Origin of the sequence: Mucilaginibacter psychrotolerans, from assembly GCF_004519315.1 — a bacterium.
GTDB classification, from domain to species: domain Bacteria; phylum Bacteroidota; class Bacteroidia; order Sphingobacteriales; family Sphingobacteriaceae; genus Mucilaginibacter; species Mucilaginibacter psychrotolerans.
The window spans coordinates 342,799-367,297 of sequence record NZ_SOZE01000002.1 but is presented as its reverse complement, the minus strand read 5'-3'; the positions used below and the strand labels follow the sequence as shown (position 1 = coordinate 367,297).

Sequence of the window (24,499 nt, the reverse complement as noted above, 5' to 3'; positions counted from 1 at the left end):
GCCATGCCCGCACTTACTATTATTGCGGGGCCTAATGGGGCGGGCAAAAGCTCCTTTTCTGAAACGCTTTCATTGCCTGATGCAACCATCTTCGATCCTGATAAATCGAAAGCGGAAATATGGCACCAGTATCCAGACATTTCCGATGAAGCAGTTGAGGCCGAACTCACGCGAGTTTATGAAAGGCTTGAACAAAAAGTACTCACCGAACGATTGAACTTTACGATAGAGACTAATCTCCGTAACGCTTTCCTGTTAGATCGGGCAAAATATTTTAAAAAGAGAAGATACCAGGTCAATCTGATTTTTATGATGCTGCCATCGATTAGCCAATCTATGGATCGCGTAAATCTTAGAATAAAAAGGAAGGGCCATTTCGTTGATGCCGAAAGTATAAAAATGAATTTCGAAGCCTGCATCAAACAAGTAAAAGGATTTTTCCCTGTTATAACAAACCTTCTGCTATTAGATGCCTCGATTACGGAACACGTGATTGCCGAGCCCCGATTAGTGGCTTTGTACCGTAACCGGCAATTGGTGCATAACGACCAGAAAACTCAGCCGCAATGGATTTACGAACAAGTGGCAGAGCTTTTTACCGAAATTAAAACAGGCGATGAAACAATCCGGGTATGGCGCCCTGAGCTACCGTAGCCCCCCATTTTATTCTCCCCACCCTATATTATGTTTCTTAACTTTGCCGCATGATTGATGTGGTATTAAAAAAGGGGAAAGAGAAAGCGGTGCTACACCGCCACCCCTGGGTGTTTTCGGGCGCGATAGAAAAAGTGAAGGGCAAACCGGCCAATGGCGAGATCATACGCCTGCTGAGTAGCCAGGACGCCTTTCTGGCTTATGGGTTTTACAATAGCCAGTCGCGCGTGGCCGTGCGCCTGCTGGAATGGGACGAAACGGTGCCTGTAGACGAGGCCTGGTTCCGCACCAAGGTGCAAACGGCTGTTGCCGGGCGTGCCCATATCCTGGCCGATGGTAGTACCGATACCTGCCGCCTCATCTTCAGCGAATCTGATTACCTGCCGGGCCTCATCGTAGATAAATATGCCGGCCACCTGGCGGTACAGGTGCTTACCAGCGGCATGCAGGATGCCATGCCGGTTATTATAGATGAATTGAACGCTTTGCTTAGTCCGCTAAGCATATTCGATAAAAGCGACGCCACATCGCGCGCGCACGAAGGGTTGGAAACAACAAATACGCTGCTTGCCGGCAATCAGCCACCAGAACTGGTGATGGTAAAAGAAAACGGGATTGCCTACGGTATCAACATTGCCGAGGGGCAAAAATCGGGCTTCTACTGCGACCAGCGTTACAACCGCAAGCTGTTGGCTAGCTACGCCAAAGGCATGAAGGTGCTGGATTGCTTTAGCTACACCGGTGGCTTTACGCTGAACGCCCTGCGCGAAGGTGCAGCATCGGTTACCAGCGTAGACAGCTCCGCATTGGCTATAGAAACTTTAACCGAAAATATCCGATTGAATGGTTTTGGAGAGGCCGCGCACAACGCCATTAAATCAGATGTGAACGCCCAGTTGCGCAAATTCAGAGACGAGGGAGAGACGTTCGATATCATCGTGCTTGATCCACCTAAATATGCGCCGTCGCGCTCAGCATTGGATAGGGCCTCTCGGGCTTATAAAGATTTGAACCGCCTGGGCATGCAGTTATTGAACAGCGGCGGCTTGCTGGCTACCTTCTCCTGTTCGGGTGCTATGGATATGGAAACTTTTAAACAGGTGCTCGCTTGGGCCGCTTTGGATGCCGGGAAGCAGGTGCAGTTCATCTACCAGTTCCACCAGCCGGAGGATCATCCGGTGAGGTCGTCCCTCCCGGAAGGGGAATATTTGAAGGGGTTACTTTGCAGGGTTTGGTAAACACCCCCCCTCGTCTTTGCAAGCGATAGCGTGGCAATCCTCTGCAGGCAGAGCGAACCTGCAAATCCGACCTGCCTGCCGAGGATTGCTTCGTGCCTCGCAATGACGCGGATTTATAGGCAAAAAAATATCGAGCAGCGAAATTTTAGCTTCACTGTTCGATATCATTTCATTTTTTTGGCAGAGGGGCGCTGCCAACCAGATAAACTCAAGTAAACGTTACTCCAAGGTGATCTGCCTTTTTATGCTTTCTTCCAATGAAATAAAAGTCTCGGTACGTTGTATGCCTTTTACGCTTTGTATCTGCTCGTTCAAAACTTCGCGCAGGTGGTTGGTATCGTGGCAAACAATCTTGGCGAAGATGCTCCAGCTACCTGTTGTATAGTGCAGCTCCACAATTTCGGGTACCATTTTCAGCTGTTTCACGGCCTCGTTGTATTGCGAGCCTTTCTCCAGGAAGATGCCCAAAAACGCAGTAACATCATATCCAAGCTTCTGCGGGTTCACTTCAAGGCTCGCGCCCTTTATTACGCCCAGTTCTTCCAGCTTTTTCATCCTAACGTGGATGGTTCCGCCGGAAACAATCAACTCTTTTGCAATCTCCGTGTACGGAGTTGTTGCATTTTTCATCAAAATCGACAAAATCTGTATATCCAGATTGTCAATTTCTAAATTTTGGGGTTTCCTGTGAGGCATATATTTTAATATCTATATTCAAATACAAGTTTAATTAAAATTACAGTAAAAATAAAAATATTTTGTTGAAATATTTGCAAGGAATAGCAAAGTCCTTTAAATTTGTAACAAGCAAATGAGAATTGCTGTTTGTTCTTTAAAAAAAAATAAATTGTTGGGTGGTGAAATTTTTGGCAGACACACCTCCTTGTCGCGGTGGCGGAGATCATGGAAAACCCGAAGCGGGCTAACCACTCTGTGAAGGTTCGAACCCTTCCCCAACAGCAAGCTAAACGCAAGGTTTAGTTTATATCCTGTAGGATGGTGAAATTTTTGGCAGACACACCTCCTTGTCGCGGTGGCGGAGATCCTGGGAAACTCTTAGCAATAAGAATAACCACTCTGTGAAGGTTCGACCCCTTCTCCTACAGCTCTTCTCATAATTTAGGTTTATAATTGGTTAGTAAAGGCCCCTGCCCATCAGGGGCTTTGCTGTTTTATAAGGTTTTGTAATCCGCATCGATTTTATTGTGGATTGAAACCATCGATATTAATAGCTAATAGCAATAAATTTTAAGAATAGTGCAGGGCGGACAAGGGCGCGCAAAGAACCCCAACGGTAATAGCTACCGACATTTTGCGTCGTTGTCGCGAAGATGATTATGCTTTGTAAATAATAGTCGGCTTTTGAGCGGGGGTCAAGTAATGAACTATAAAATATCCCACGGTGAAATGTTTTTGCCAAACTGCACAGCCAACACAACGACATGCAGCGTGGCTATCTAAAATGGCTACTTCTATGATGGGGTCCTGAAACACGTTCAGAATGACGTTTTATTGTCATTCTAAACACGAAAGGCCTGCAACCGCTACTGCTACGTTTTCCTTAACCCTACCGCCCCTTTTTTGCATCGGGGAATTTCATGCGGTAATCTACATCAACTGCACCCTTAGAGATATCGTTCAGCTTTTTTTCTATCAGGCGTTTGCGCAGGGGGCTTAGCTTATCGGTAAACAGCTTACCTTCTATATGGTCGTACTCGTGCTGTATAACGCGGGCCGCCATGCCTTTAAAGGTTGCTTCGTGGTGTTTCCAGTCCTCGTCGTAATAACTCATACGGATCACCGGCTTGCGCGATACATCCTCGCGAATATCGGGTATGCTGAGGCAGCCTTCGTTGAACGACCACTCAGTGCCTGTCTCCTCCAATATCTCGGCATTAATGAAGGCCTTTTTAAAGCCCGCCAGCTCAGGTTCTTCATCGTCGAAGGGTGAAATATCTACCACGAACAAACGCATGCTCATACCTATTTGCGGGGCAGCTAAACCCACACCGCGCGCGCCGTACATGGTATCGTACATATTGCTAACCAGTTCTTTTATATGTGGATACTCATCAGGCTCAATAGCCGGGGCCTTACGCCTCAAAACCGGGTCGCCGTATGCTACGATAGGATATTTCATCCTGCAAAAATAAGCGATTTATTACTTAGGCTCAAATAATAAGGTTATCATACGGTCATTATCAAAAATTTCGTTGCTAATTTCAAGTAGATCTTCAGCACTCACAGCGTTTATTTTAAAGAAAATATCCTCAAGTGAATCGATGTGGTTAAAATCGAGCAGGCTTTTAGCCATGCTGATAATGAGGCTCATTCGGCTCTCCTCGGCCAGTGCAATCTGCCCGATGAATTTCTCCTTGGCTTGTTTCAACTGCACGGTGCCTATTTTGTTATCGCGCAGTTTTTTCAGCTCCTTGTGTACCAGCTTAAGGGCTTTTTCGGCCTTGCCGGCATCAGTACCGAAATAGATAGAGAAGATGCCCGTATCGGTAAGCGAGGTGTAATTACTCTCTATGGTGTAAGCTATACCGTGTTTCTCGCGAATCTCCAGGTTTAGGCGATTGCTCATGCCCATACCACCAAGCAGGTTGTTCAGAAGCAATAAGCCATATTTGTTTGCATGTGCCGATGGATAAGCGCGCCCGCCCAAAATGCAGTGTGTTTGCGATATGGGTTTTTGCACCACGTGCTGCCCGCCCGGTGTGATTGGAGGAACTATGCGGTGTTTTTGATTGGTGTTCTCGGGCACAAGGCCGAAGTATTTCTCGCAAAGCTTTATCAGTTTGCCAAATTCGTAATCGCCGTAAACCGCAAACACCATTTGGTGGGTGTTATTATTGGTTTGCATAAAGGCACTGATGTGGTGCCGGTTGATGGCGGCTACAGATTCGGGCGTGCCTAATATATTCTGGCCTATGGGGTGCCCGGCGAAAAGGTATTCCTCAAAATCGTCTTGTATCGCTTCTTCGGGCTGGTCAAGGTAGCTGGATATCTCGTCCAATATTACACCGCGTTCTTTTTCCATCTCTTCTTCGGGGAAGGTGGAGTGGAATAGGATATCTTCGAACAGGTCTACCGCGCGCTCCAGATGTTGCTTCAACAGCGAAGCGTGTATACAAGTGTACTCTTTGGTGGTGTAGGCGTTAAGGTCGGCACCAACCAGCTCAAGCCGGTTAAGTATCTGAGGCGTATTGCGGCGTTCGGTTTCTTTAAAAAGCATATGCTCTATAAAATGCGCAAGGCCTTCCTGTTTAGGCAGTTCATCGCGCGAGCCGGCATTTACTATAAAGCAGCAATGCGTTATGGGCGATGGCGAATATTTGAATAATATGCGGATGCCGTTGGGCAGGGTGTGTATCTGGTGGTCTGTCATGTGCAGTGGCAAAGATAGCGTTTATACTGATTGCACGCTGTTTTAGTGGATGTTAGCCCTGCTTTTGACGCGCCAATGGCGCAAAAGAAATTTGCATTTCTATTGAATTTTACTAACTATATGCCACCAATTATAAGCTTTCAGCCCTTGTTTAACACCAGCAAAGTTGCTGCTAATATCTACCAACCGAAAATACGGAGCTTAGAGATTGCACTACTTGTTTTTACTACAATCAGGCGAAAAAATCTTAACTGCCCGCATTAGGACCAATTGCCTGCACCTAATGTGCAGGCAGGGGCATTGTGTGGTTTTTAACTGTGTAAAGAAAATAATGGGCTAACAGGCATTATATTTTCGTTTGATGACGAGATTTTTACAACGCGATATGCATATTTATTTTATTTTAGTACGATGAAAGTACAGATAGCCGACCTGGAATTTGAGCCGCTGATATCATACGAGGAGATACAACAACGCATTAGTGAATTGGCGCAGCAGATAAATGAGGACTTCGCAGGCAAAGAGCCCATATTTGTAGGTATATTGAATGGTAGCTTTATGTTTATTGCCGATTTGGTAAAAGAGATAACGCTGCCCAGTCAGGTTACCTTTACAAAGCTGGCTTCGTACTTCGGCGGGGTATCAAGCACGCAAACCATACGCGATGATTTTGACCTTACCGGCAACATCGAAGGTCGCGATATTATCCTGATAGAAGATATTATAGATACAGGCAACACCATACGCTACCTTATCGAAAAATTAATGGTACGCAAGCCTGCGTCTATAACAGTGGTATCGCTGCTATTTAAGCCCGATGCGGTTATCTATAGCGTTGAGGAGTTGAAATATGTGGCCTTCCAGGTGCCGAATGATTTTGTGATAGGCTACGGGCTTGATTACCGTGAGATGGGACGCAACCTGAAAGGTATATACCGCAAGTTGGGCAAATAGACGCAAAGCTTCGGTTTTCCGTCATCCCATAAACACATCTTTGGCGCTCCCTGAATAATACCTGCGTATTTCATAAATTTGCCTTCCTCAAAAATTAAGGCATTGAAAAACAACATCCTCATCGTTGATGATATACACCCGGCTTTTATACAACGTGTAGAAGCTGCGGGTTACACCTGCAATTACCAACCCACCATCACCACCGCCGAAGCCATAAATATACTAAACGGTTACGATGGCCTGGTTATCCGCTCCAAATTCCGGGTAGATCAGGCTGTAATAGATGGCGCACCCAACCTGCGCTTTATTTGCCGCGCCGGGGCAGGCATGGATAATATCGACGAAGCATACGCCATTCAACAAAACATTACCCTCATCAACGCTCCCGAAGGCAATTCTGATGCGGTAGGTGAACATGCCATAGGCCTGCTGCTATCGCTTATGAACAACATCAACATAGCCGATGCGCAGATACGCGCGGGCAGCTGGCAGCGCGAGGCCAACCGGGGCCACGAGCTGAAAGGAAAAACGGTGGGCATTATTGGTTACGGCCACATGGGGCAAAGCTTTGCGCGCAAGCTATCAGGCTTCCAGGTTGGAGTGTTGGCCTATGATAAATATAAAACCGGTTTTAGTGATAAATATGCCCGTGAGGTAAGCATGGAAGAAATAGTAAGATACAGCGATGTGCTCAGCTTCCACATTCCGCTTACCGCCGAAACCAACGGACTGGTAGACGATGAATACCTGTTCCATTTCAAAAAACCCATTTTCCTCATCAATACCTCGCGCGGCAAAGTGGTGAAAACAAGCGCTGTACTGAACGCCATCAGGCAAGGTAAAATCATAGGTGCCGGGCTGGACGTGCTGGAGGTGGAGAAATTCCCGGCCCTGAATGAGCAAGCCTGGTTCGATGAGCTGCGTCAATCTGGCAAGGTGGTCCTTAGTCCCCACGTAGCTGGCTGGACTTTCGACAGCTACCGCAAAATAAGCGAGGTAATGGCGGAGAAGCTATTGGCGTTGCCTGTGAGTGGTGAGTAGAGAGTGGTGAGTGGTGAGTGGTTGCAAAATCGGTGAAGTTCTGCTAAATCATTTTTAATCGGCGTAATCTATTTAATCGGTGAAATCAGTGAATGTAAAATCCGTGGAATCGGTGACAATAAAATCGGTGGAATCTATTTAATCGGTAAAATCAGTGACAATAAAATCGGTGGAATCATTTCTCAATCGGTGACAATCCCAAAACAAAAATTTGGATATTAAAACTTAATTACCTTATCTTCGTTTTACACTAAACAAGACTATGCAGGCCGGGCCGACGTAGTCTTGTTTGTTTTTAAGGCCAACACGCTCTTCTATTTTGCTATAAATAGTAGGGCGGTTTTTTTTGGCATCAACGCAAACGAATTTTATTAATCAAGTACTATGGCAGAGGTTTCTTACTACACCAAAGAAGGTTTAGAAAAATTAAAAGAAGAATTACAAAGGTTAAAAACCACCGGCAGATCTGATATATCCAAACAAATTGCAGAAGCACGCGATAAAGGCGATCTATCTGAAAACGCAGAATATGATGCTGCGAAAGAAGCACAGGGTTTACATGAAGCTAAAATAGCCCAAATGTCGGAAACGTTGGCGAATGCACGTTTGCTTGATGAATCGAAACTTGATGTATCAAAGGTTTTGGCTTTATCTATCGTCAAAATAAAGAATTTAAAAAACGGCGCCACCATGAGTTACCAATTGGTATCTGAAAGCGAAGCGGATATGAAAACCGGCAAGATTTCGGTTACATCCCCTATTGCTAAAGGGCTTTTAGGCAAAAAAGTAGGCGAGACGATTGAAATAACAGTACCCGCAGGTAAAATAGAATTCGAGATACTGGAAGTAAGCCGATAATGAATGGTTGATTGGGTGAGCGGTGAATTTTGCTCATCCAACCAGCCAAATTTCCAACCACTCACCATTCAACATAATCAACCACTCACCAATCATGACTATCTTCTCAAAAATAATTGCAGGCGAAATACCGGCACATAAAGTTGCCGAAACCGACGATTTTTTGGCGTTTTTAGATATCAGTCCGCTTGCCGAAGGCCATGTACTGGTTATCCCGAAAAAAGAAGTGGATTATATCTTCGACCTGGACGATATCACGTACAACGAGCTGCAGATCTTCACCAAAATAGTAGCTATTGGCGTTAAAAAAGCTATACCCTGCAAAAAGGTAGGCGTAGCAGTTATAGGACTGGAAGTGCCGCACGCGCACATACACCTTATCCCCATGAACCTGGTTGATGATATGAATTTTGCCCGCCCAAAACTAAGCCCAAGCCAGGAAGAACTGGCAGCAACGGCTGAGAAGATAAAAGAAGCATTGAAAGTGGTGACACACGAAGAATAATAAGCGAGGGATAGAGGATTTTTAAAAAGAGGCGATGAGTTAATTCATCGCCTCTTTTTATTATAATTAAAAGTTCTTATCCGTCAACAACCGCTTCTTCTTCAGTATTTCGATAATATGCCTGGCTTCTGCTTCATCCAGATCGTTGCCGAATTTTACCGTCTTTAAACCGTAATCAAATTTAATGGTTCCGGAGTTAAAGTTGCTCATTAGCCCGCTGCGCCTGCGCCCAAACTGGAAGCTATTGTACATAGAAAACTCTTCCGCAGCGCGCACATGTTTAACCTCGTTCAAATCGTAAACTTTAGGCGATAAAAAGAATAATGCCTTATTGCGGATAGTGATTGTGCCCTGCCCTGACTGAATAATTTCTTTTCCCAGCAGCATAAAAAGGATTGTGCAGACTACGAATACGCCGCCAATGGTCCACCCGGTAAGCCAAACAATCATAAAAAGATCAATCGCGCCCTGGTGGCCGAACATGCCCATAGCACTGGTTTCGCCAAAAAACCAGCCCACCAGCCATACGCAGAAAAACAATAAGATAAAATAATTCTTCTTGCCAGGGATGATGATCTCTATCCTGTCGAAATCATCGTTGATTATTGCGCGCCCGCCATAGGGTGTTTCCATTTGTGATATGCGTTAGGGTTAATTGCGGATAAATGTAGCATTACCGCCGCTAAAAGCAAATGTTCGTAACATTATTTTTAGCCCGCCCTTCACGCTATTATTTTTAGTAATTTTACATTAATCATGATACAGCCTACCCTCAATAAATACAACGTCAAATTCCGCGAAGCGCTGGCCGGGCTTAACCCCGAGCAGCTGGCCGCCGTAAATAAAATGGATGGGCCGGTGCTGGTAGTGGCCGGGCCAGGCACGGGTAAAACCCAGATACTGGCTGCCCGCATCGGCAAAATATTGACCGATACCGATGCGCAACCAAACGAGATACTTTGCCTTACTTATACAGATGCGGGCGCGGTGGCCATGCGCAAGCGCCTGTTCGAATTCATCGGGCCGGATGCTTATCGCATCAACATATATACCTTCCATGCTTTTTGTAACGAAATTATACAGGAGAACCTGGAATATTTCGGCAAACTGAATTTGGAGTCCTTATCGGATTTAGAATCGGCCATGCTGTTTCGCGAATTGGTAGATGAGTTTGATAAGAACCATTTGCTGAAACGCTTTACCGGCGATATCTACTACGATGCCCCCCGCCTGAAAACCCTGTTCTCTACCATGAAGCGAGAGAACTGGAGCAGGGAAATGATTGAGCAGGCCGTAAAAGAATATCTGGATGATTTGCCTAACCGCGAAGAATTCACCTACAAACGGGCGAACGCCAAAGCAGGCATAAAAGTTGGCGACCCAAAGCAAAAGGATATCGACAAAGCCCACGAAACCATGGGCAAGCTGCTGGCTGCCGTTGCCGAGTATGATAATTACGCCGCCAAGATGAAAGCCCGAGGCAGGTACGATTACGACGACATGATTATCTGGGTGCTGAAGGCCTTCCGCGAGAACGAGGAAATTTTGCGCAAATACCAGGAACGCTACCAGTACATTTTGGTAGACGAGTTTCAGGATACCAGCGGCTCGCAGAACGACCTGCTGAAGTTTTTGCTGAATTACTGGGAAACGCCTAACGTATTTGTGGTGGGTGATGACGACCAATCTATCTTCAAATTCCAGGGCGCCAATATGAAAAACATCCTCGATTTTGCCGGGGATTACGTAAGTGCCCTGCACACCGTAGTGCTTAAGCACAACTACCGCTCTAACCAGCAGATACTGGATATATCAAAAGCCCTCATTAATAACAATCAAGAGCGGCTTACTGCCCAACTACGGCTCGATAAAAACCTGAAGGCATCGCACCCCCGTTTCGATGCCCTTGCAGTTGAGCCTGTAATACAGGAATACGAAAACCCGGCGCAGGAATTGGTGAACGTAGCCCTGCAGATAAAGCAATTAGTAGTTGATGGTGCGGCACCGGGCGAAATTGCTGTTATTTACCGCAATCACAGTCAGGTAGAAGAGCTGCTTACCTACCTGGAGGCCCAAAAAATAGCCGTAAATACCAAGCGTAAGATTGATGTACTTACCATACCCTTTGGCGAGAAGATAGTGAACATACTACGTTACCTGGCTATGGAACTCGATTCGCCATATAGCGGAGACGAGCTACTGTTTGAGATACTGCATTACGATTTGTTCGACATACCACCTATTGAAATTGCCAAAGCCAGCGTAGCCGTTTTCAAGGAAAACTTTGCAACTGCCCGCAACAACGAGCCTGTAACCAGCCTGCGTCGCCACATCCATGAGATGCGCATCAGCCCGCAAGGCAGCCTTTTCGGCAATCAGCCTAACGTGCAAATGAAATATTTGGTAACCGATATCGACGAGCTTTTAAAATCGGCCGTTAGCGTAACGCTGCAGCAGTTTTTTCAGGATGTGGTTACCAAAATGGGCATCCTTAAATACATTATGCAGCAGCAGGATAAAGGCACGCATATGCAGGTGCTGACCAGCTTTTTCGATTTCCTGAAAGATGAGAGCCGCAAGGACCCTGAACTAAAATTATCGGGCCTTATTGCTACCATAGAACTGATGAAGAAGAACAACATCCGGCTGGAGCTGAACAAAGTTATCTTCTCCGATAACGGCATCAACTTCCTCACAGCTCATGGCTCCAAAGGACTTGAGTTCGAACACGTGTTCTTCATCGGCTGCGATAAAAAAACCTGGGATGGTAAGGGTCGCAATTATGGTTTCAGCTACCCCGATACGCTTACCAGTTCGGCATCTGACGATATTGCGCAAAAAGAAGAGGCACGGCGCTTGTTTTACGTGGCTATTACCCGCGCCAAGCAACATCTGCATATATCTTACGCGGGTAAAGATGCCAAGGGTAAGGACCAGGAACCCTCGCAGTTCATTGGCGAGATACTGGCCGATACTGACTTGCAGTTAAGCTTCCCCAAGGTGAGCGATACCGATATGCTGGGTTTTTATGCCACGCAATTCAGCGAAGCAGATAAGCCCGTTGTTGAACTGTTGGATAGGAACTATATTAACCAGTTGCTGCAAAACTATACCCTATCGGTTACGCACTTGAGCAACTACCTCGATTGCCCCTTACGCTTCTACTTCCAGTGCCTTATACGCGTGCCTTCCGGCAAGAGCCCATCGGCAACTTTTGGGCAGGCTGTGCACTGGGCGCTCAATAAAGCCTACCGAAAATTGCCAGATTACGACAACGAGTTTATGCCCACAGCCGATTTTGTGCAGGAGTTTAAATGGTATATGTACCGCAACCGCGATTCGTTCACCAAAACAGATTTTAAGCTACGGGTTGATTACGGCGAGAAAATACTGCCGCCCTACTATGAGTTGAACGCGCCCACATGGAATAAAATAGCGCAAACCGAGCGCAGCATCAAAAACATTGAAGTCGGCGGCGTGCCGATAAAGGGCAACCTGGATAAGATGGAGTTTGACGGCAAGAACGTTACGGTGGTTGACTACAAAACCGGCCGCGTACGCAATGCCAAAGATAAACTAATGCGCCCCACCGACGACAACCCCAACGGCGGCGATTACTGGCGACAGGCGGTATTTTACAAAATACTGGTGGATAACGACCGAACCAACGATTGGGAGGTAATAAACACCGTTTTTGATTTTGTTGAACCCGTAAGCGAGGAGTATTTTAAGGAAAAGATAGTCATCAGTCCGCAGGATATTGAACAGGTTACGGAGCAGATAAGCACAGTTTATCAAAAGATAATGAACCATGAGTTTAGCACTGGCTGCGGGAAAAAAGAATGCGATTGGTGCCACTTCGTAAAAAGCAACTTTAAGCAGCCGGGCGGTATCCTTGAGGTTGCCGATGGAGAGGAGGCCGAATAACCAGAAATAGCGTTCACAGCGTTCACGCGTGCGCTGTGAACACCGTGAACACTTTGCAATTATCAGGTAATCAGGGCATTAAAAATTTTAGGCAGGTGTCAAAATCGTGTCACCACCATTGTTGTTTCAATCTGTTATTTTTGCGGAAAAAAAGCTGCTTTGTGATAGAAGAATCCTACCATAAAGCAGCTACAAAGAAAGAAGTGCGGAGGCCGCAAAGGCTTTGTTTTTGTATGCTATTCCGTTATTTCCTCATATCATTTACCATAAATTCCAGCGCCGCTTTATCGGGCAGCGAAACGGCGGCAGGTTTTTCGCTTAAGATCATGGTTTGATTGTCCTTGCTGTTATAAGCCGGCCATGGAGGCAGGCCAGGGCCATTGGGGTTACCGCTTTCGGCAAAGTTTACCCAGTAGGAAGATATAATATCCGCCAGTTGTTGGTCTACCGGCTCAAATGGGCGGTTGAGATACTTTAGATTATTGAATACGTATCCCACCTCGCCGGTATGGAAAGCCCCGTACTTTTTGAAATCTTCGGTAGCCGGCATGCGGCGGGTAAAGCGATACAGGTACACTTTAGCCTTGTTTTTGGCACTCTGTAAATTGGCCCAGGTAAAATTCTGCACACCAAAGGTCACATCCCTCGAAAAGTTGATTTGCGAGCGTGCTGCCTGGTCATCTGTGCTGCCGGGGTACAGCTTCAAAAATTCATCTGCGCGGCTGCCGTAGCGTTTTTGTATATCGGCGGTGTAATCGGCGGCATTTTTTAGCTTGCCTACAAAAGCATCGTCTTCGTTCCAGCCGGTTAGTACAGGCACCTGGTTTTCTTTATTGGCGGCGAATATAGCAGCTACGGGTTCCGGCAATACATAGCCATCAACAATGGGGCGGCCATTCATTTGTTTGAGCAAGGCATCAACCGGCAAGGCCCGCAATTCCACAAGGGAATTTGCGCCCAGAGCTTTGGCCGTTTTCAGGCCCTCTTGTTCGGCCTGCTGCAGGTTTCCTGCGCTGATCGGTCCGGTTAAGAATGCTGCGCCGCTTTCAGCAATGGCTTTATGGAAAAGCCCTTTGCCCAATGGCGATACTACCAGGTAATTAACCCCGAAAGCGCCTGCAGACTGCCCGGCGATGGTAACGTTACCCGGGTCGCCGCCAAAGGCTGCTATATTCTTCTTCACCCATTTAAGAGCCGCCAGCTGGTCCATCAAACCATAATTACCCGATGCATGGTTGGGCGATTCCTTAGTGAGTTCAGGGTGCGCAAGAAAGCCGAAGATACCCACACGGTAGTTGATGCTCACCAATATCACGCCTTTTTTAGCCAAAGCTTCGCCATCGTAAATGGGTACATTGGTGCCACCGCTTACAAAGCCGCCACCGTAAATCCATACGATGACCGGGCGTTTCTCCATTGGGGTTTTGGCGCCGGTCCATACGTTAAGGTACAGGCAATCTTCGCTCAGCGGCTCATCTTTTATCAAAAACTCGCGGGTATAAACGCCAAATTCGTTGGGTTTGCCCTGCATCGGCATCTTAGAAAAATCGGTACAGGCTTTTACGCCACGCCAATGCGCAACAGGTTGCGGCGCTTTCCAGCGTAGGTTTCCGACCGGAGGCGCGGCAAATGGAATACCCTTATAGATATGTACGCTGGCATCGCTGCTCTCTGTGCCCGATATTTGCCCGGCATCGGTTTTAACAGTGCTGAATGGCGTTTGTGCCGACGCAATAGCGCAAAGCAGGATAAGCGGCAGGAGGAACATGCGTTTCATTATAATTGGATTTATAGGTTTGAGAGCAATCTAAGGTAACAATATGGTGGTGAATTTTACCACAAAGAACACCAAGGGAAAACCAGTAGAGTAGAGCGGGAAGGCAATTCACCTTCCCGACTCCCTCATCAAACCGTACGTGCAGTTTTCCCGCATACGGCTTTCCTACAAACTTCACCATCAGCATTCACAGTTTTTATTTCTGCTTGACTTTCTGATATAGTTCCCCCGGTCTTACAAAACTGTATTCGACATTTCAGATGGTACATCAATTATGTCTGTCTGCTTCCCTGGAAACGGTATTTGCAGTAATGCCCCTTCGCTCCTCCCGTTTTTACCTTTCCGAGTATCTTCACTACTACGGGCATCTCCGACTCCCTCGACTAAATGGTTTTTTTTTCCATAATTACGTTAGGGCCTCCCACGTTCATGCGCTACCTTCGCACAGCACGCAACATCATATTACTCCGGGTATCTGGTAGTGACATCTTCGCCGTTTGCTCACTACCATGACAGGTTTCAGCATCTCTGGCAGCTTGACCGATACCATTAGCGTTACGAAGCCTGACTGATGCAGCTTACTGTACCGTCTGCGCGGGCTTCACACCATTCGTTTCCTCCTGATATGCCGCGCTTCCTTCAACCTGAACGGCTAATTGGGTTGTATGGCTCTTTCATCCATTAGGTATTTATATATTTACGCACGCCTCGTGGCGCACCAAAGGGCACAAAGTTTTTCTCTCTGCGCCCTTTGTGTAAATCTTTGTGCCCTTTGTGGTTAATGACAAAGCCCTATGGTTTTGCCGACAGCTTCACATACTTAGCTGTACGTGCATCTTTTATCACGCCTTTCCAGTTCAAACCGTAACCGAAATCGTAGCTGTGACCTTCGCTGTCTACATATACTTTCATATCGTGCGGAACATCTTCAAACTGTGCTTCAACCACATTCATATCCAAAGGCATCTGTAACGGCAATAAGGCCGATGGTTCTGCTTTGCCGGTAAGGATATCCAGGCTGGCCTGGCCCTGCACGCCAAAATCGGCAATGATGGCACTGGCCTGTTTTTCCAGTTCGGCAAACACCATCGGGTTGCTTACGTTTATCGATACGATTACCGGTTTACCCTTCATTTTGGCGTAGGTATCGGTCACCATAGCCAAATCGGTTACGTTGGTTGAGGTTTCCGATTTGTTTTTATAGCTGCGGTTGGTGAATTTCTCCAGCGGGTCGCCGCCGGCAATGCTGGTATCACGTGCAGTTGTGGCGGTATAGGTACCGTATTGTAAGGATACCGGCAGATAGCCATTACCGCCTGCTGCCACATCATCGGCATTGTAGCCGCCATGGCCAATCGGACTGGCAATGAACACCAGCGCATAATCGGCAGAGTCGGGATTGTCGGTCACCTTAAAATATTTCCTCACCGTTTCCATGTTTACCGGATACTCGGTTTTTTCGGGATAAGGCATACCCAGGAAGTTCTTGCCTGCCGGGGTGAATTTTTTGGGCACATAAACGGTTTTGCCGGTTTGCAGGGGCAGTACGCCGCCTTTGTTCTTCAGCATTACAATTGATTTTAGCTGCGCCTGGTAACCTGCCGCCATAAAGTCGGGGTTACCCACGGTCTTTTGGGTAACATCTACATCCAGGTATGGGTTTTCGAAAAGGCCGGTGCGGAAAATCCCGCGGAGCAAACGCACTGCTGATTGCTCGAAACGGGCACGCATAAAGGCTTCGCCATGTTCTTTAACACCCATTTGGTAGGCATCTATCACCGGTACCATATCATTATTGCCGCCAAACTGGTCTACACCAGCCATTAGTATCTTGTAATGGCGCTGGGCAATAGTGGCTTTTTCCATCCCCCATGATTTACCTGAGAGGAAGCTATTGATAACGGTTTCGTCGCCGGTTACCAGCCAGTCGGTACATACCACGCCATCGTATTTGTATTTATTGCGCAGCAGATCGGTAATAATGTATTTGTTATAGTTGTTTGCCACGTCCTCGTGGTTTTTGGTATCCTGTTTCCAGCTGATGGTGTAGTAAGGCATCACGGCAGCGGCTACGCCGGTTTTGCCGTTCAGTTTAAAAGCACCCTGGGTAAAAGGGATCAAATGCTGCTGGAAATTGTTGCCCGGGTACACGGCATACTTGCCGAAACCATAATGCGCATCGCGCCCGCCTTCGCCTGAGCCGCCGCCTGGCCAGTGTTTCACCATAGCGTTCACGCTGTTAAACCCCCAGCCATTTTTAATTTCTGTATCGCCGGTAGAGGTTTGGAAACCATCGATATAAGCCCTTGCCATATCTGCGGCCAGTGCGGGGTCTTCGCCAAAGGTGCCGCTAAAGCGGTTCCAGCGTGGGTCGGTCGCAATATCCACCTGCGGCGATAGGGCGGTAGCAATCCCAAGCGCACGGTATTCCTGCGCGGCAATGTGCCCGAAATCCTGGGTAACCGATGGATCGAATGTTGCAGCCATACCCAACGAGCCCGGCCACATAGAGATATTACCGCCTGCGCCGGCGTTGAATTCGGCGTTGGCTACCGTGCCATGCCGCGGGTCTGAACTGTTGTTGTTTGGGATGCCCAGGCCGATGCCTTCTACCAATGCTTGTGCGTTATTGTTCCACCTGGCGGCAACCTCGGGGCTTTGCACCGAGGTGATAAGCACGTGGCGCACGTTATCTTTAGTTAAAAAATCCTTTTGCTGGTCTGACAGATCCCAGGCATTAAGGCCGCTTTCGGCCAAATTTTTACCATTATAAGTCCCTGCAAAGGGCCCTACGGGTATAGTGGGTATCATTTGGTGGCGGCTGTACAGCATCAGCCCGGCAATTTGCTCCACACTCATTTTGCCGGCAAGGTCCTTAGCGCGTACGTCAACAGGTAAGCGCCAGTCTTCGTACTTATCCAGTTTGCCGTTTTTGTTGAGGTCCTTAAAGGCCAGGCCGTCAACCGTTAGAATTTTTACGCCCGATGTTGCCGAGTAGCCTAGCTTTTGTCCGCCGGTATTGGTAACCGTAACTACGTCGCCGTTTTTACTTTCGGTGTATTTGGTTTGTGCCGAAGCCAAAGCCGGTAGCAGGCCCACCAGCAGGAGGTACTTTCTTTTCATATATTGGGTTTATTATTTTTTAATTGCATCTCTATTTAACTATACGGTGCAGAGATTACACATAGGCTCACAGCGATTATCGTACGTAATTATCACGCAAAGACGCTAAGCCGCAAAGAAAAACTCATTAACCATTTGCTAAGTTCTCTGTGTAACTCCGGTTTTTTCCTCTGTGTTCTCTGTGGTTAAATCACCACTATACTGAAATTGTATTTATTAATTGGTTTATTATCAACACAAAACAGACAATGTGTCAATGATACACAATGGTAGATATTTATTTTTTAAATAGCAAGTAGTTAGCGTATTATACTAACATTATTTTATTGATAAAATTTATCGCATGTATTTCAATGGCTTCTGCGCATCGGTAAGCGTATTTGTAATAAACACCTCGTTTTAGCGATGATTGGTATGGGCAGCGTATAGGTTGAGGCTGCCTATCGATGGAAGAGGGGTGTGGGTTTTATACCGGGCGCACGCGCAAATCATTCGCAAGTAGGCGGAAGCCGGAAAAAAGCATGCAGGTGTTATTGCTTAACCAGCTCTACAGGCAGCTGGGTAATAGGCTGTATTTGTATATCTTTATAAAACACTTCGGCTCCTTCAGATTGTATTTGCAATTTGCCTTTGGTTAGTGGCTTCGGCTGTCCGTTTTCCATCTGCCTGCTGTGGTATAGTACCATCATCACTTTATCGTTTATCACGTGGATGCTGGTATCGCCGTTGCAATACAAATCCAGCGTGTTCCATTCGCCTTTGGGGTTTTCGGCGTCACCGCCTTTAATGCAATGCCTGCCTTGCGGGCTGTCTTCGCTAAAGGTGTTCATAATACCGCCTACGTTGTAAATATAATCTTTCTGGTAACGGCGTATAACGGGTATATCGGCCATGCCACCTGCTACGCCCCAGTAATCGCCGCAATTGCCCTGCTCTATCTGAAACTCTTGCGACCGCATCCAGGCGCCGTAATCGGCACCATATTTCCCAACAGAATGATATAAAAGGCCGCTATCCATCTTCTGCCCCTTTTTCTGGCCCCAGGTAAGCGCGCCCCACTTAAACTGTAGTTGTAAGTGGTAGTTGCCGTACTCCTTTTTTGTGGAGATAGCACCCCAATTCTCGCCAGATACACGAATAACCTTTTCCCCATTCTGTTTTATTACGGTAAAAACTTGTTTGGGATCGCTATTTAAGCCGATGGGGATACCGGTAATGGGTTTACCCTTATCGTCGAGATCGGGGCCGATATAGGTATCCCATCCGCTGAGGTCCTTGCCATTGAAAAGCGCCTCCCATTTATCGGATTTCAGCGATGCGGTAGTGCCGAAGATCAGGGCACACAACAGTAGCGTGGATAGTGGTTTAGCGGGTTTCATAACAGGGGTTATTGAAGTACCTAATATAATCATATTACCGCATAAACCGGCAATATGCAACAACATGATATTAATATTTATAATTCGATGCCCATACAAAAACATAAGCAATTACCGCACCGGGCGCTACAACTCAGCAGGCTACAAAATTTGGGGCGGCATTATTAATGAAGCAATATAAAACACATAAATAAATACGCCTTTAGGGAATAATTTAAATAACTTTCCTTCGACCGCAACGTACAACAAGCTGTATCCGTAGCTTTTGCACGTTGCGTCGCTGTAATTGTCAATGATATTGGCTCGGTTTTAGCCATGGGTGTGCAATAACCTAAAACGGGAACCTTGAACTAAACTTCAAACGAAGTAAAGATCCCTAACCCCCAATTAGGTTGTCTTAATATTTTGCTGCCAATTATTGAATTATTAAATGACAAACCAAAGGCTGATAGGTACAGAAAACCGTATTGAAAAACTGCTGGAAAACAGTTTTTTCGGCTTGATTTTATTGGATACATCGCTTGCGGTAATCTATGGTAGTTACTCTGCGCATAAAATCCTTGGCTGGCAAGACACTGGCTTACCTAAAGGCTCCTTTACAAACACGATACATCCAGACGACCTGCCGCACGTTAGTGTCTTATTAAGCAGCGTTTTAGCTAATGGGCCAACCCAAAGCAGCACATTCCGGTTACAACACGCCTGCGGTAAATATATTTGGGTGCAGTGCACCTTTACCAACTTGCTTAACGAGCCTGAAATTGAGGCAGTAGCTTGCAACTTTGCCGACATAACCGCCCAAAAAAGAATGGAAGCGGATTTTAGGCAACAAACCGAACAAATAAGTGGGTTGCTGGAAACCATGACCGATGGTTTTATTGCCTTAGATGAAAACCTGTGTTATACCTATGTAAATAAACAGGTATTAACCATGCTGAGCATGGATCTTTCAGCAATGATTGGAAAACATATTTGGGACGTTTTCCAGAATCAAGAAAATACCGCTACGTATAAGGCCATCCAGAAGGCGTTTGCCGAAAAAATTTATATCTGCAATGAAGATTTTTATCCGACCGCGCAACGCTGGCAAGAAAACCGCATTTACCCATCTGCTGGTGGCATATCCATGTTTATACGGGATATCACCAAACAAAAAAAGGAAGACCATCATCTCAAACTGCTCGAATCGGTAATTACCAACACCACAGATGCTGTACTAATTACCGAGGCAGAGCCTTTTGATGAACCCGGCCCTCGTATTTTATACGTAAACGAAGCTTTTACCCGGATGACCGGCTATACTGCCGAAGAAGTTATAGGAAAAACGCCACGCCTATTGCAGGGGCCTAAAACAGATAAAGCCCAGCTAGGGCATTTGAGCAAATGCTTACGAAATTGGGAACCCTGCGAAAGCACGTTGATCAACTATAAAAAAAGCGGCGAGGCGTTTTGGGTTAACTTTACAGTTACCCCCGTGGCCGACGAAAAAGGCTGGTACACCCATTGGATATCTGTTGAAAGGGATGTAACCAAGCGTAAAACCGAAGAGATACAGGCCGCATTGCTTGCGGATACCAGCATTATATTCAACGATGCCCTGGCATTACCTGTTCTGCTGGATAAGCTGTTGCAAAGGCTGGTTGCTTTTGGCAACTTTTCAATGGCCGAGGTATGGCTCATAGGTGCCGATAAAAATAAAATCACTTTAACATCTCATCTTTCCGACAGTGATGAAATGAAAGATTTCTATCTCGAAAGCGCGCAATTTAAAAGTTTTGTGAAAGGCGAAGGGCTACCCGGCACAGCATGGGCTACCGGCAATATCCAATTCTGGGATAACCTGGGCGAGCGGAAAGACTTCCTGCGGAGAGACGCAGCAAAGAAAGCAGGATTAGCCATGGCCTACTCCATCCCGCTCATTGCCGACAATATAACTATTGGCGCCCTGTTACTTGGCCTTGGCACCGATCGGTTGCCAGACGACAACTGGCCCGCCTTATTCGAGAAGTTTAGCACCCATTTTGGAACGGAGATAAGACGGAAGCAACTGGAGCAGAATCTAAATCAGGTTTTTAATTTTGCGCCAGACATTATTTGCATTATTGGTGCCGACGGTTATTTTAAGAAAGTTAATCCAGCCATGTGCAGGCTACTAGGCTATTCTAAAGAAGAGATACTGGCCAAACCACTGTTCAGTTTACTTCACCCGGATGACCGGGATGCGAGCAGAAAGCGTTTACATAGTTTCAGCCGAAACGAGCAAACACTCTCTTTCGAAAACAGGTTTCTCCACAAATCCGGCAAGGTTATATGGCTCTCGTGGACAGCCAGTAATTCTGCCGAAGAAGGCCTCGTTTTTGCCGTTGGAAAAGATATCACCGATAAAATAGAGCTTAAGAACTTATTAGATAAGGTTGCGGGCCTGGCCATGGTTGGTGGTTGGGAATTAAATGTGAAAAAAGGAACGCTGTTTTGGTCAAAGATAACCAAGCAGCTACATGAGGTTGAACCAGATTACGAACCCACTGCACAAACCGGTGCCAGCTTTTATCGCGAAGGGCATGACAGGGATACCATTATCCGGCTAATGCAAGGTGCAATTCAAAATGGGACCCCTATTGATGTTGAATTGCAAATTATTACTGCAAAAGGCAATATACGTTGGGTGCGTGTTGTGAGCGAGTCGGAATTTGTTAATGGCGAATGTGTAAGGGTTTACGGTAGTTTTCAGGATATAGATGGCCGCTTAAAAGCGCAAATAAACGCGAAAGCCGCGCTTGAAGAGCGTAATGTTATACTGGAGAGTATAGGCGATGCTTTTTTTGCCGTCGACAAAAACTGGGTGGTGACCTATTGGAACATCATGGCCGAAAAAGTATTGGGCAAGCCACGTGCGAAGATTCTCTATAACAACTTATGGGATGTATTTGCCGATTCGGTAGACTCTGAATCCTACCGGCAATATCATTTGGCGGTATCTACAAACAGGGCGGTGCATTTCGAAGACTATTACGCTCCGTTAGAAAAATGGTATGAAATAAGTGCATACCCATCAATCAATGGACTTTCGGTATATATTAAAGATATAACGACGCGCAAACTAACTGAACACCGTTTAATAGATTCGGAAAAGCGTTATAGCGAACTTTTCCATTCAAGCCCACTGCCAAAAATGGTTTTTGCTAAGGACACGCTCATGTTTCTGGATGTAAATAATTCGGCTTTAGCGCATTACGGCTACTCGCGCGACGAGTTTTTATCCATGACCATAAAAGATATAAGGCCGCCAGAAGATGTACCAGCGTTGCAAGCGATTTTAGAAGAACGTGGAAAATCGAGCCGGTTTAACTTGCCGGGGACTATACGGCATAAAAAGAAAACCGGCGAAATTATATTCGTAGAGATTAAAAGCAATGATATTGATTACCGGGGGATAGATGCCCGTGTAATCGTTGCCAATGATGTTACTGAAAGGCTACATTACGTAGAAGCCATAGAGCAACAAAACGAAAAACTGAAGGAGATATCCTGGATGCAATCACACATAATAAGGGCGCCACTTGCCCGCATTATGGGCTTGTTGCCACTACTTGATGATGCCAGGGATAGCGAGGAAGCCCGTACACAAATATTAAATTACCTTAAAATATCTGCCGACGAACTGGATAACGTGATACGCAACATAACCAACATGACTGGCATAGTACCTTATCAATAAACCTTAAGATACTTTTTCGTGCTGTTCGTAAAACCCGCTCTTCGAACGGCGAAAGCTTAAACGAAAAACTAGTGGTTTGCGGCAACAAGTAAATCAAGGTCTTTACAAGGTATACCAAAGCGCTCTGCCATGTGCTTGTTAGTGAGGTGGCCCTGGTAAATATACACCGCATTGCGGATGCCCGATTTTTTCCAGATAACGTTCTTAAGGCCGCCCTGCTCGCCTATATCTAATAAAATCGGCGCAAAAATATTGGTAAGGGCATATGTGGCCGTTCGCGCCACGCGCGAGGCAATATTGGGTACACAGTAGTGTATAACATCATATTTCCTGAAAACCGGGTGCGTATGGTTGGTCACCTCAGAAGTTTCAAAACAACCGCCCTGGTCTATGCTTACATCTATGATAACCGAGTTGGGTTTCATTTTGCTCACCGTAGTTTCTGATACCAGGCACGGGCTGCGGCCGTCATCGGCACGCATGGCACCAATAACTACATCACATCCGGTTACGGCTTTCTCTAATACAATAGGCTGTATCACCGATGTAAATATGCGGCTGCCGATGTTGTTTTGCAGGCGACGAAGTTTATAGATGGATGGATCGAATACCTTTACTTCAGCCCCCAGCGAAATAGCCGTGCGCGCAGCATATTCGCCAACTGTGCCGGCACCCAAAATCACTATTTCGGTTGGCGGCACGCCGGTTATGCCACCCAACATCAAACCTTTGCCGCCGAAAATATTGCTCAGGTATTCGGCCGCTATCAGGATGGATGTAGCACCCACAATCTCGCTCATTGCCCGTACAACGGTGAGCGTACCACCCTCATCTTCGATGTTCTCGAAACAAATGGCGGTTATTTTTTTGGCTAATAAAGCATGCAGGCACTCGGGTTGAAGGGTTGAAACCTGTAAAGCAGAGATCAATAATTGCCCCGGCCTCATCATAGCAATCTCTTCCATGGTTGGCGGCGCTATTTTGATGATGATATCGGCTTCGTAAACGCGTTTGGTATCGTACACGATCTGGGCACCCTGCTCGCTATAGTTATTATCAGAAAAGTTGGCTGCCAGCCCGGCGTTGCTCTCTAAAAGCACATCGTGACCGTTGCTTACCAGCAAAGCTACGGATAGCGGGGTAAGCGGGATACGGTTCTCCTGGAAAGAGACCTCTTTGGGGATGCCGATGTATAACTTGTTCTTTTTGCTTTTAACCTCCAGCATCGATTCCTGTGGTTGCAGCAGTGCCTGGCGGGCAACATCAGAAAAGCCGCTATATTTTCCTGAACTCATTTTATCTTTTTTTTCCGGATGATGAAGATAAGAAAAACAACCGGCTTGAGCATCAAATGTTTTCCACAGTTATCTGCCGCGCGCCATCTTCTGCAACGGCTATACGTACGCCGGTATATTGGTCGGGAATAAGACCGGCAATTTTCTCGGGCCACTCTATAAAGCAATAATTATCGGAGAAAAAGTACTCCTCGTAACCCATATCCAGCGCTTCGCCCTGTTCTTTCAATCGGTAAAAATCAAAATGGTAAACGGGGCCATTTTCGGCTGCATATTCGTTTACAATAGAAAACGTCGGGCTGGTAACCTCATCTTTTACGCCCAGCGCGGCACAAAGCGATTTTATGAGCGTGGTTTTGCCCGCACCCATATCGCCGTAAAAAAGAAAAATTTTATTGATACCAGCGTATTTCAATATCTCAGGCGTTGCGCCTGCCAGTTCTTGGAGGGTGTTGATGTTGATATCCATCGTTTTGAATATTTTGACCTATAACCACCATGTCATTTCGATGAACAGCGGGAGGGCTCATGGTGCGGGGTGAAGAGAAATCTTATACGATGTGCTGTTCTGCTATTAATAGCGTATAAGATTTCTCACCCTTTCCCTGCTACAGCCCAACGCGTAAGGGTTCGAAATGA

General features: G+C 46.4%; 17 protein-coding genes and 1 tRNA gene. 9 read left to right on the top strand and 9 right to left on the bottom strand.

What is annotated here, in order from left to right; genetic code table 11:
- Window positions 1-3: 3 nt before the first annotated feature.
- Both E2R66_RS03705 and E2R66_RS03700 read left to right on the top strand, forming a co-directional pair.
- Window positions 4-654, top strand: a complete 651-nt coding sequence (locus E2R66_RS03705; RefSeq protein ID WP_133226251.1) for a zeta toxin family protein — start codon at window positions 4-6, stop codon at window positions 652-654.
- Between the two features lie 50 nt (window positions 655-704).
- Window positions 705-1,892 (top strand): class I SAM-dependent rRNA methyltransferase, encoded by a 1,188-nt coding sequence (locus E2R66_RS03700; protein WP_133226253.1) that lies wholly within the window; start codon window positions 705-707, stop codon window positions 1,890-1,892.
- A gap of 219 nt (window positions 1,893-2,111) precedes the next feature.
- Here the strand turns inward: E2R66_RS03700 and E2R66_RS03695 are convergent, their stop codons facing one another.
- Window positions 2,112-2,588, bottom strand: coding sequence for an Lrp/AsnC ligand binding domain-containing protein (locus E2R66_RS03695; RefSeq protein ID WP_067188338.1), 477 nt, complete (start codon window positions 2,586-2,588; stop codon window positions 2,112-2,114).
- Between the two features lie 152 nt (window positions 2,589-2,740).
- On the opposite strand from E2R66_RS03695, the gene E2R66_RS28265 reads away from it, so the two are divergent.
- Window positions 2,741-2,852: transfer RNA gene (locus E2R66_RS28265), tRNA-Asp, on the top strand.
- Between the two features lie 607 nt (window positions 2,853-3,459).
- On the opposite strand, the gene def is transcribed toward E2R66_RS28265, so the two are convergent.
- Together def and E2R66_RS03685 are read right to left on the bottom strand one after the other, a co-directional pair.
- A complete protein-coding gene (def, locus tag E2R66_RS03690; protein ID WP_133226255.1) occupies window positions 3,460-4,032 on the bottom strand; it encodes a peptide deformylase in 573 nt (190 codons plus the stop codon).
- 21 nt (window positions 4,033-4,053) lie between these two features.
- Window positions 4,054-5,283: a M16 family metallopeptidase gene (locus E2R66_RS03685; RefSeq protein ID WP_192901938.1), complete on the bottom strand. Its 1,230-nt coding sequence runs from the start codon at window positions 5,281-5,283 to the stop codon at window positions 4,054-4,056.
- 411 nt (window positions 5,284-5,694) lie between these two features.
- Here E2R66_RS03685 and hpt point away from each other — a divergent pair, with 411 nt between their 5' ends.
- From hpt to E2R66_RS03665, 4 genes are all read left to right on the top strand, one after another.
- The gene (hpt, locus tag E2R66_RS03680; protein WP_133226257.1) at window positions 5,695-6,237 is read left to right on the top strand and encodes a hypoxanthine phosphoribosyltransferase; all 543 of its coding nucleotides are present in this window, start codon (window positions 5,695-5,697) and stop codon (window positions 6,235-6,237) included.
- 102 nt (window positions 6,238-6,339) lie between these two features.
- Window positions 6,340-7,278 carry a 2-hydroxyacid dehydrogenase gene (locus E2R66_RS03675; protein WP_133226259.1) on the top strand — a complete coding sequence of 313 codons (939 nt, stop codon included), beginning with the start codon at window positions 6,340-6,342 and terminating at the stop codon, window positions 7,276-7,278.
- Window positions 7,279-7,662: 384 nt separating this feature from the next.
- A complete protein-coding gene (gene greA / locus E2R66_RS03670; protein ID WP_133226261.1) occupies window positions 7,663-8,136 on the top strand; it encodes a transcription elongation factor GreA in 474 nt (157 codons plus the stop codon).
- 91 nt (window positions 8,137-8,227) lie between these two features.
- Window positions 8,228-8,641, top strand: a complete 414-nt coding sequence (locus E2R66_RS03665) for an HIT family protein (RefSeq protein ID WP_133226857.1) — start codon at window positions 8,228-8,230, stop codon at window positions 8,639-8,641.
- A 66-nt stretch (window positions 8,642-8,707) separates the two neighbouring features.
- On the opposite strand, the gene E2R66_RS03660 is transcribed toward E2R66_RS03665, so the two are convergent.
- The gene (locus tag E2R66_RS03660; RefSeq protein ID WP_133226263.1) at window positions 8,708-9,274 is read right to left on the bottom strand and encodes a hypothetical protein; all 567 of its coding nucleotides are present in this window, start codon (window positions 9,272-9,274) and stop codon (window positions 8,708-8,710) included.
- Window positions 9,275-9,397: 123 nt separating this feature from the next.
- Between E2R66_RS03660 and E2R66_RS03655 the strand changes: the two genes are divergently transcribed.
- The gene (locus E2R66_RS03655; protein ID WP_133226265.1) at window positions 9,398-12,568 is read left to right on the top strand and encodes an ATP-dependent helicase; all 3,171 of its coding nucleotides are present in this window, start codon (window positions 9,398-9,400) and stop codon (window positions 12,566-12,568) included.
- A 244-nt stretch (window positions 12,569-12,812) separates the two neighbouring features.
- Here E2R66_RS03655 and E2R66_RS03650 read toward each other — a convergent pair whose 3' ends face one another.
- From E2R66_RS03650 to E2R66_RS03640, 3 genes are all read right to left on the bottom strand, one after another.
- The gene (locus E2R66_RS03650; RefSeq protein ID WP_133226267.1) at window positions 12,813-14,345 is read right to left on the bottom strand and encodes a carboxylesterase/lipase family protein; all 1,533 of its coding nucleotides are present in this window, start codon (window positions 14,343-14,345) and stop codon (window positions 12,813-12,815) included.
- Between the two features lie 792 nt (window positions 14,346-15,137).
- Window positions 15,138-17,468, bottom strand: coding sequence for a glycoside hydrolase family 3 protein (locus E2R66_RS03645; RefSeq protein ID WP_133226269.1), 2,331 nt, complete (start codon window positions 17,466-17,468; stop codon window positions 15,138-15,140).
- A gap of 530 nt (window positions 17,469-17,998) precedes the next feature.
- Window positions 17,999-18,847 (bottom strand): 3-keto-disaccharide hydrolase, encoded by an 849-nt coding sequence (locus E2R66_RS03640; protein WP_133226271.1) that lies wholly within the window; start codon window positions 18,845-18,847, stop codon window positions 17,999-18,001.
- 430 nt (window positions 18,848-19,277) lie between these two features.
- On the opposite strand from E2R66_RS03640, the gene E2R66_RS03635 reads away from it, so the two are divergent.
- Window positions 19,278-22,565, top strand: coding sequence for a PAS domain S-box protein (locus E2R66_RS03635; RefSeq protein WP_133226273.1), 3,288 nt, complete (start codon window positions 19,278-19,280; stop codon window positions 22,563-22,565).
- Between the two features lie 68 nt (window positions 22,566-22,633).
- On the opposite strand, the gene E2R66_RS03630 is transcribed toward E2R66_RS03635, so the two are convergent.
- A complete protein-coding gene (locus E2R66_RS03630) occupies window positions 22,634-23,860 on the bottom strand; it encodes an alanine dehydrogenase (protein WP_133226275.1) in 1,227 nt (408 codons plus the stop codon).
- Window positions 23,861-23,912: 52 nt separating this feature from the next.
- Complete coding sequence (tsaE, locus tag E2R66_RS03625) at window positions 23,913-24,329, bottom strand: tRNA (adenosine(37)-N6)-threonylcarbamoyltransferase complex ATPase subunit type 1 TsaE (protein WP_133226277.1); 417 nt, start codon at window positions 24,327-24,329, stop codon at window positions 23,913-23,915.
- Window positions 24,330-24,499 lie beyond the last annotated feature (170 nt).

Coding starts and splice junctions, on each gene's coding strand:
- E2R66_RS03705 (WP_133226251.1), top strand. CDS start 4: ATGCCCGCACTTACTATTATTGCGGGGCCTAATGGGGCGGGCAAAAGC.
- E2R66_RS03700 (WP_133226253.1), top strand. CDS start 705: ATGATTGATGTGGTATTAAAAAAGGGGAAAGAGAAAGCGGTGCTACAC.
- E2R66_RS03695 (WP_067188338.1), bottom strand. CDS start 2,588: ATGCCTCACAGGAAACCCCAAAATTTAGAAATTGACAATCTGGATATA.
- def (WP_133226255.1), bottom strand. CDS start 4,032: ATGAAATATCCTATCGTAGCATACGGCGACCCGGTTTTGAGGCGTAAG.
- E2R66_RS03685 (WP_192901938.1), bottom strand. CDS start 5,283: ATGACAGACCACCAGATACACACCCTGCCCAACGGCATCCGCATATTA.
- hpt (WP_133226257.1), top strand. CDS start 5,695: ATGAAAGTACAGATAGCCGACCTGGAATTTGAGCCGCTGATATCATAC.
- greA (WP_133226261.1), top strand. CDS start 7,663: ATGGCAGAGGTTTCTTACTACACCAAAGAAGGTTTAGAAAAATTAAAA.
- E2R66_RS03660 (WP_133226263.1), bottom strand. CDS start 9,274: ATGGAAACACCCTATGGCGGGCGCGCAATAATCAACGATGATTTCGAC.
- E2R66_RS03655 (WP_133226265.1), top strand. CDS start 9,398: ATGATACAGCCTACCCTCAATAAATACAACGTCAAATTCCGCGAAGCG.
- E2R66_RS03650 (WP_133226267.1), bottom strand. CDS start 14,345: ATGAAACGCATGTTCCTCCTGCCGCTTATCCTGCTTTGCGCTATTGCG.
- E2R66_RS03645 (WP_133226269.1), bottom strand. CDS start 17,468: ATGAAAAGAAAGTACCTCCTGCTGGTGGGCCTGCTACCGGCTTTGGCT.
- E2R66_RS03640 (WP_133226271.1), bottom strand. CDS start 18,847: ATGAAACCCGCTAAACCACTATCCACGCTACTGTTGTGTGCCCTGATC.
- E2R66_RS03635 (WP_133226273.1), top strand. CDS start 19,278: ATGACAAACCAAAGGCTGATAGGTACAGAAAACCGTATTGAAAAACTG.
- E2R66_RS03630 (WP_133226275.1), bottom strand. CDS start 23,860: ATGAGTTCAGGAAAATATAGCGGCTTTTCTGATGTTGCCCGCCAGGCA.
- tsaE (WP_133226277.1), bottom strand. CDS start 24,329: ATGGATATCAACATCAACACCCTCCAAGAACTGGCAGGCGCAACGCCT.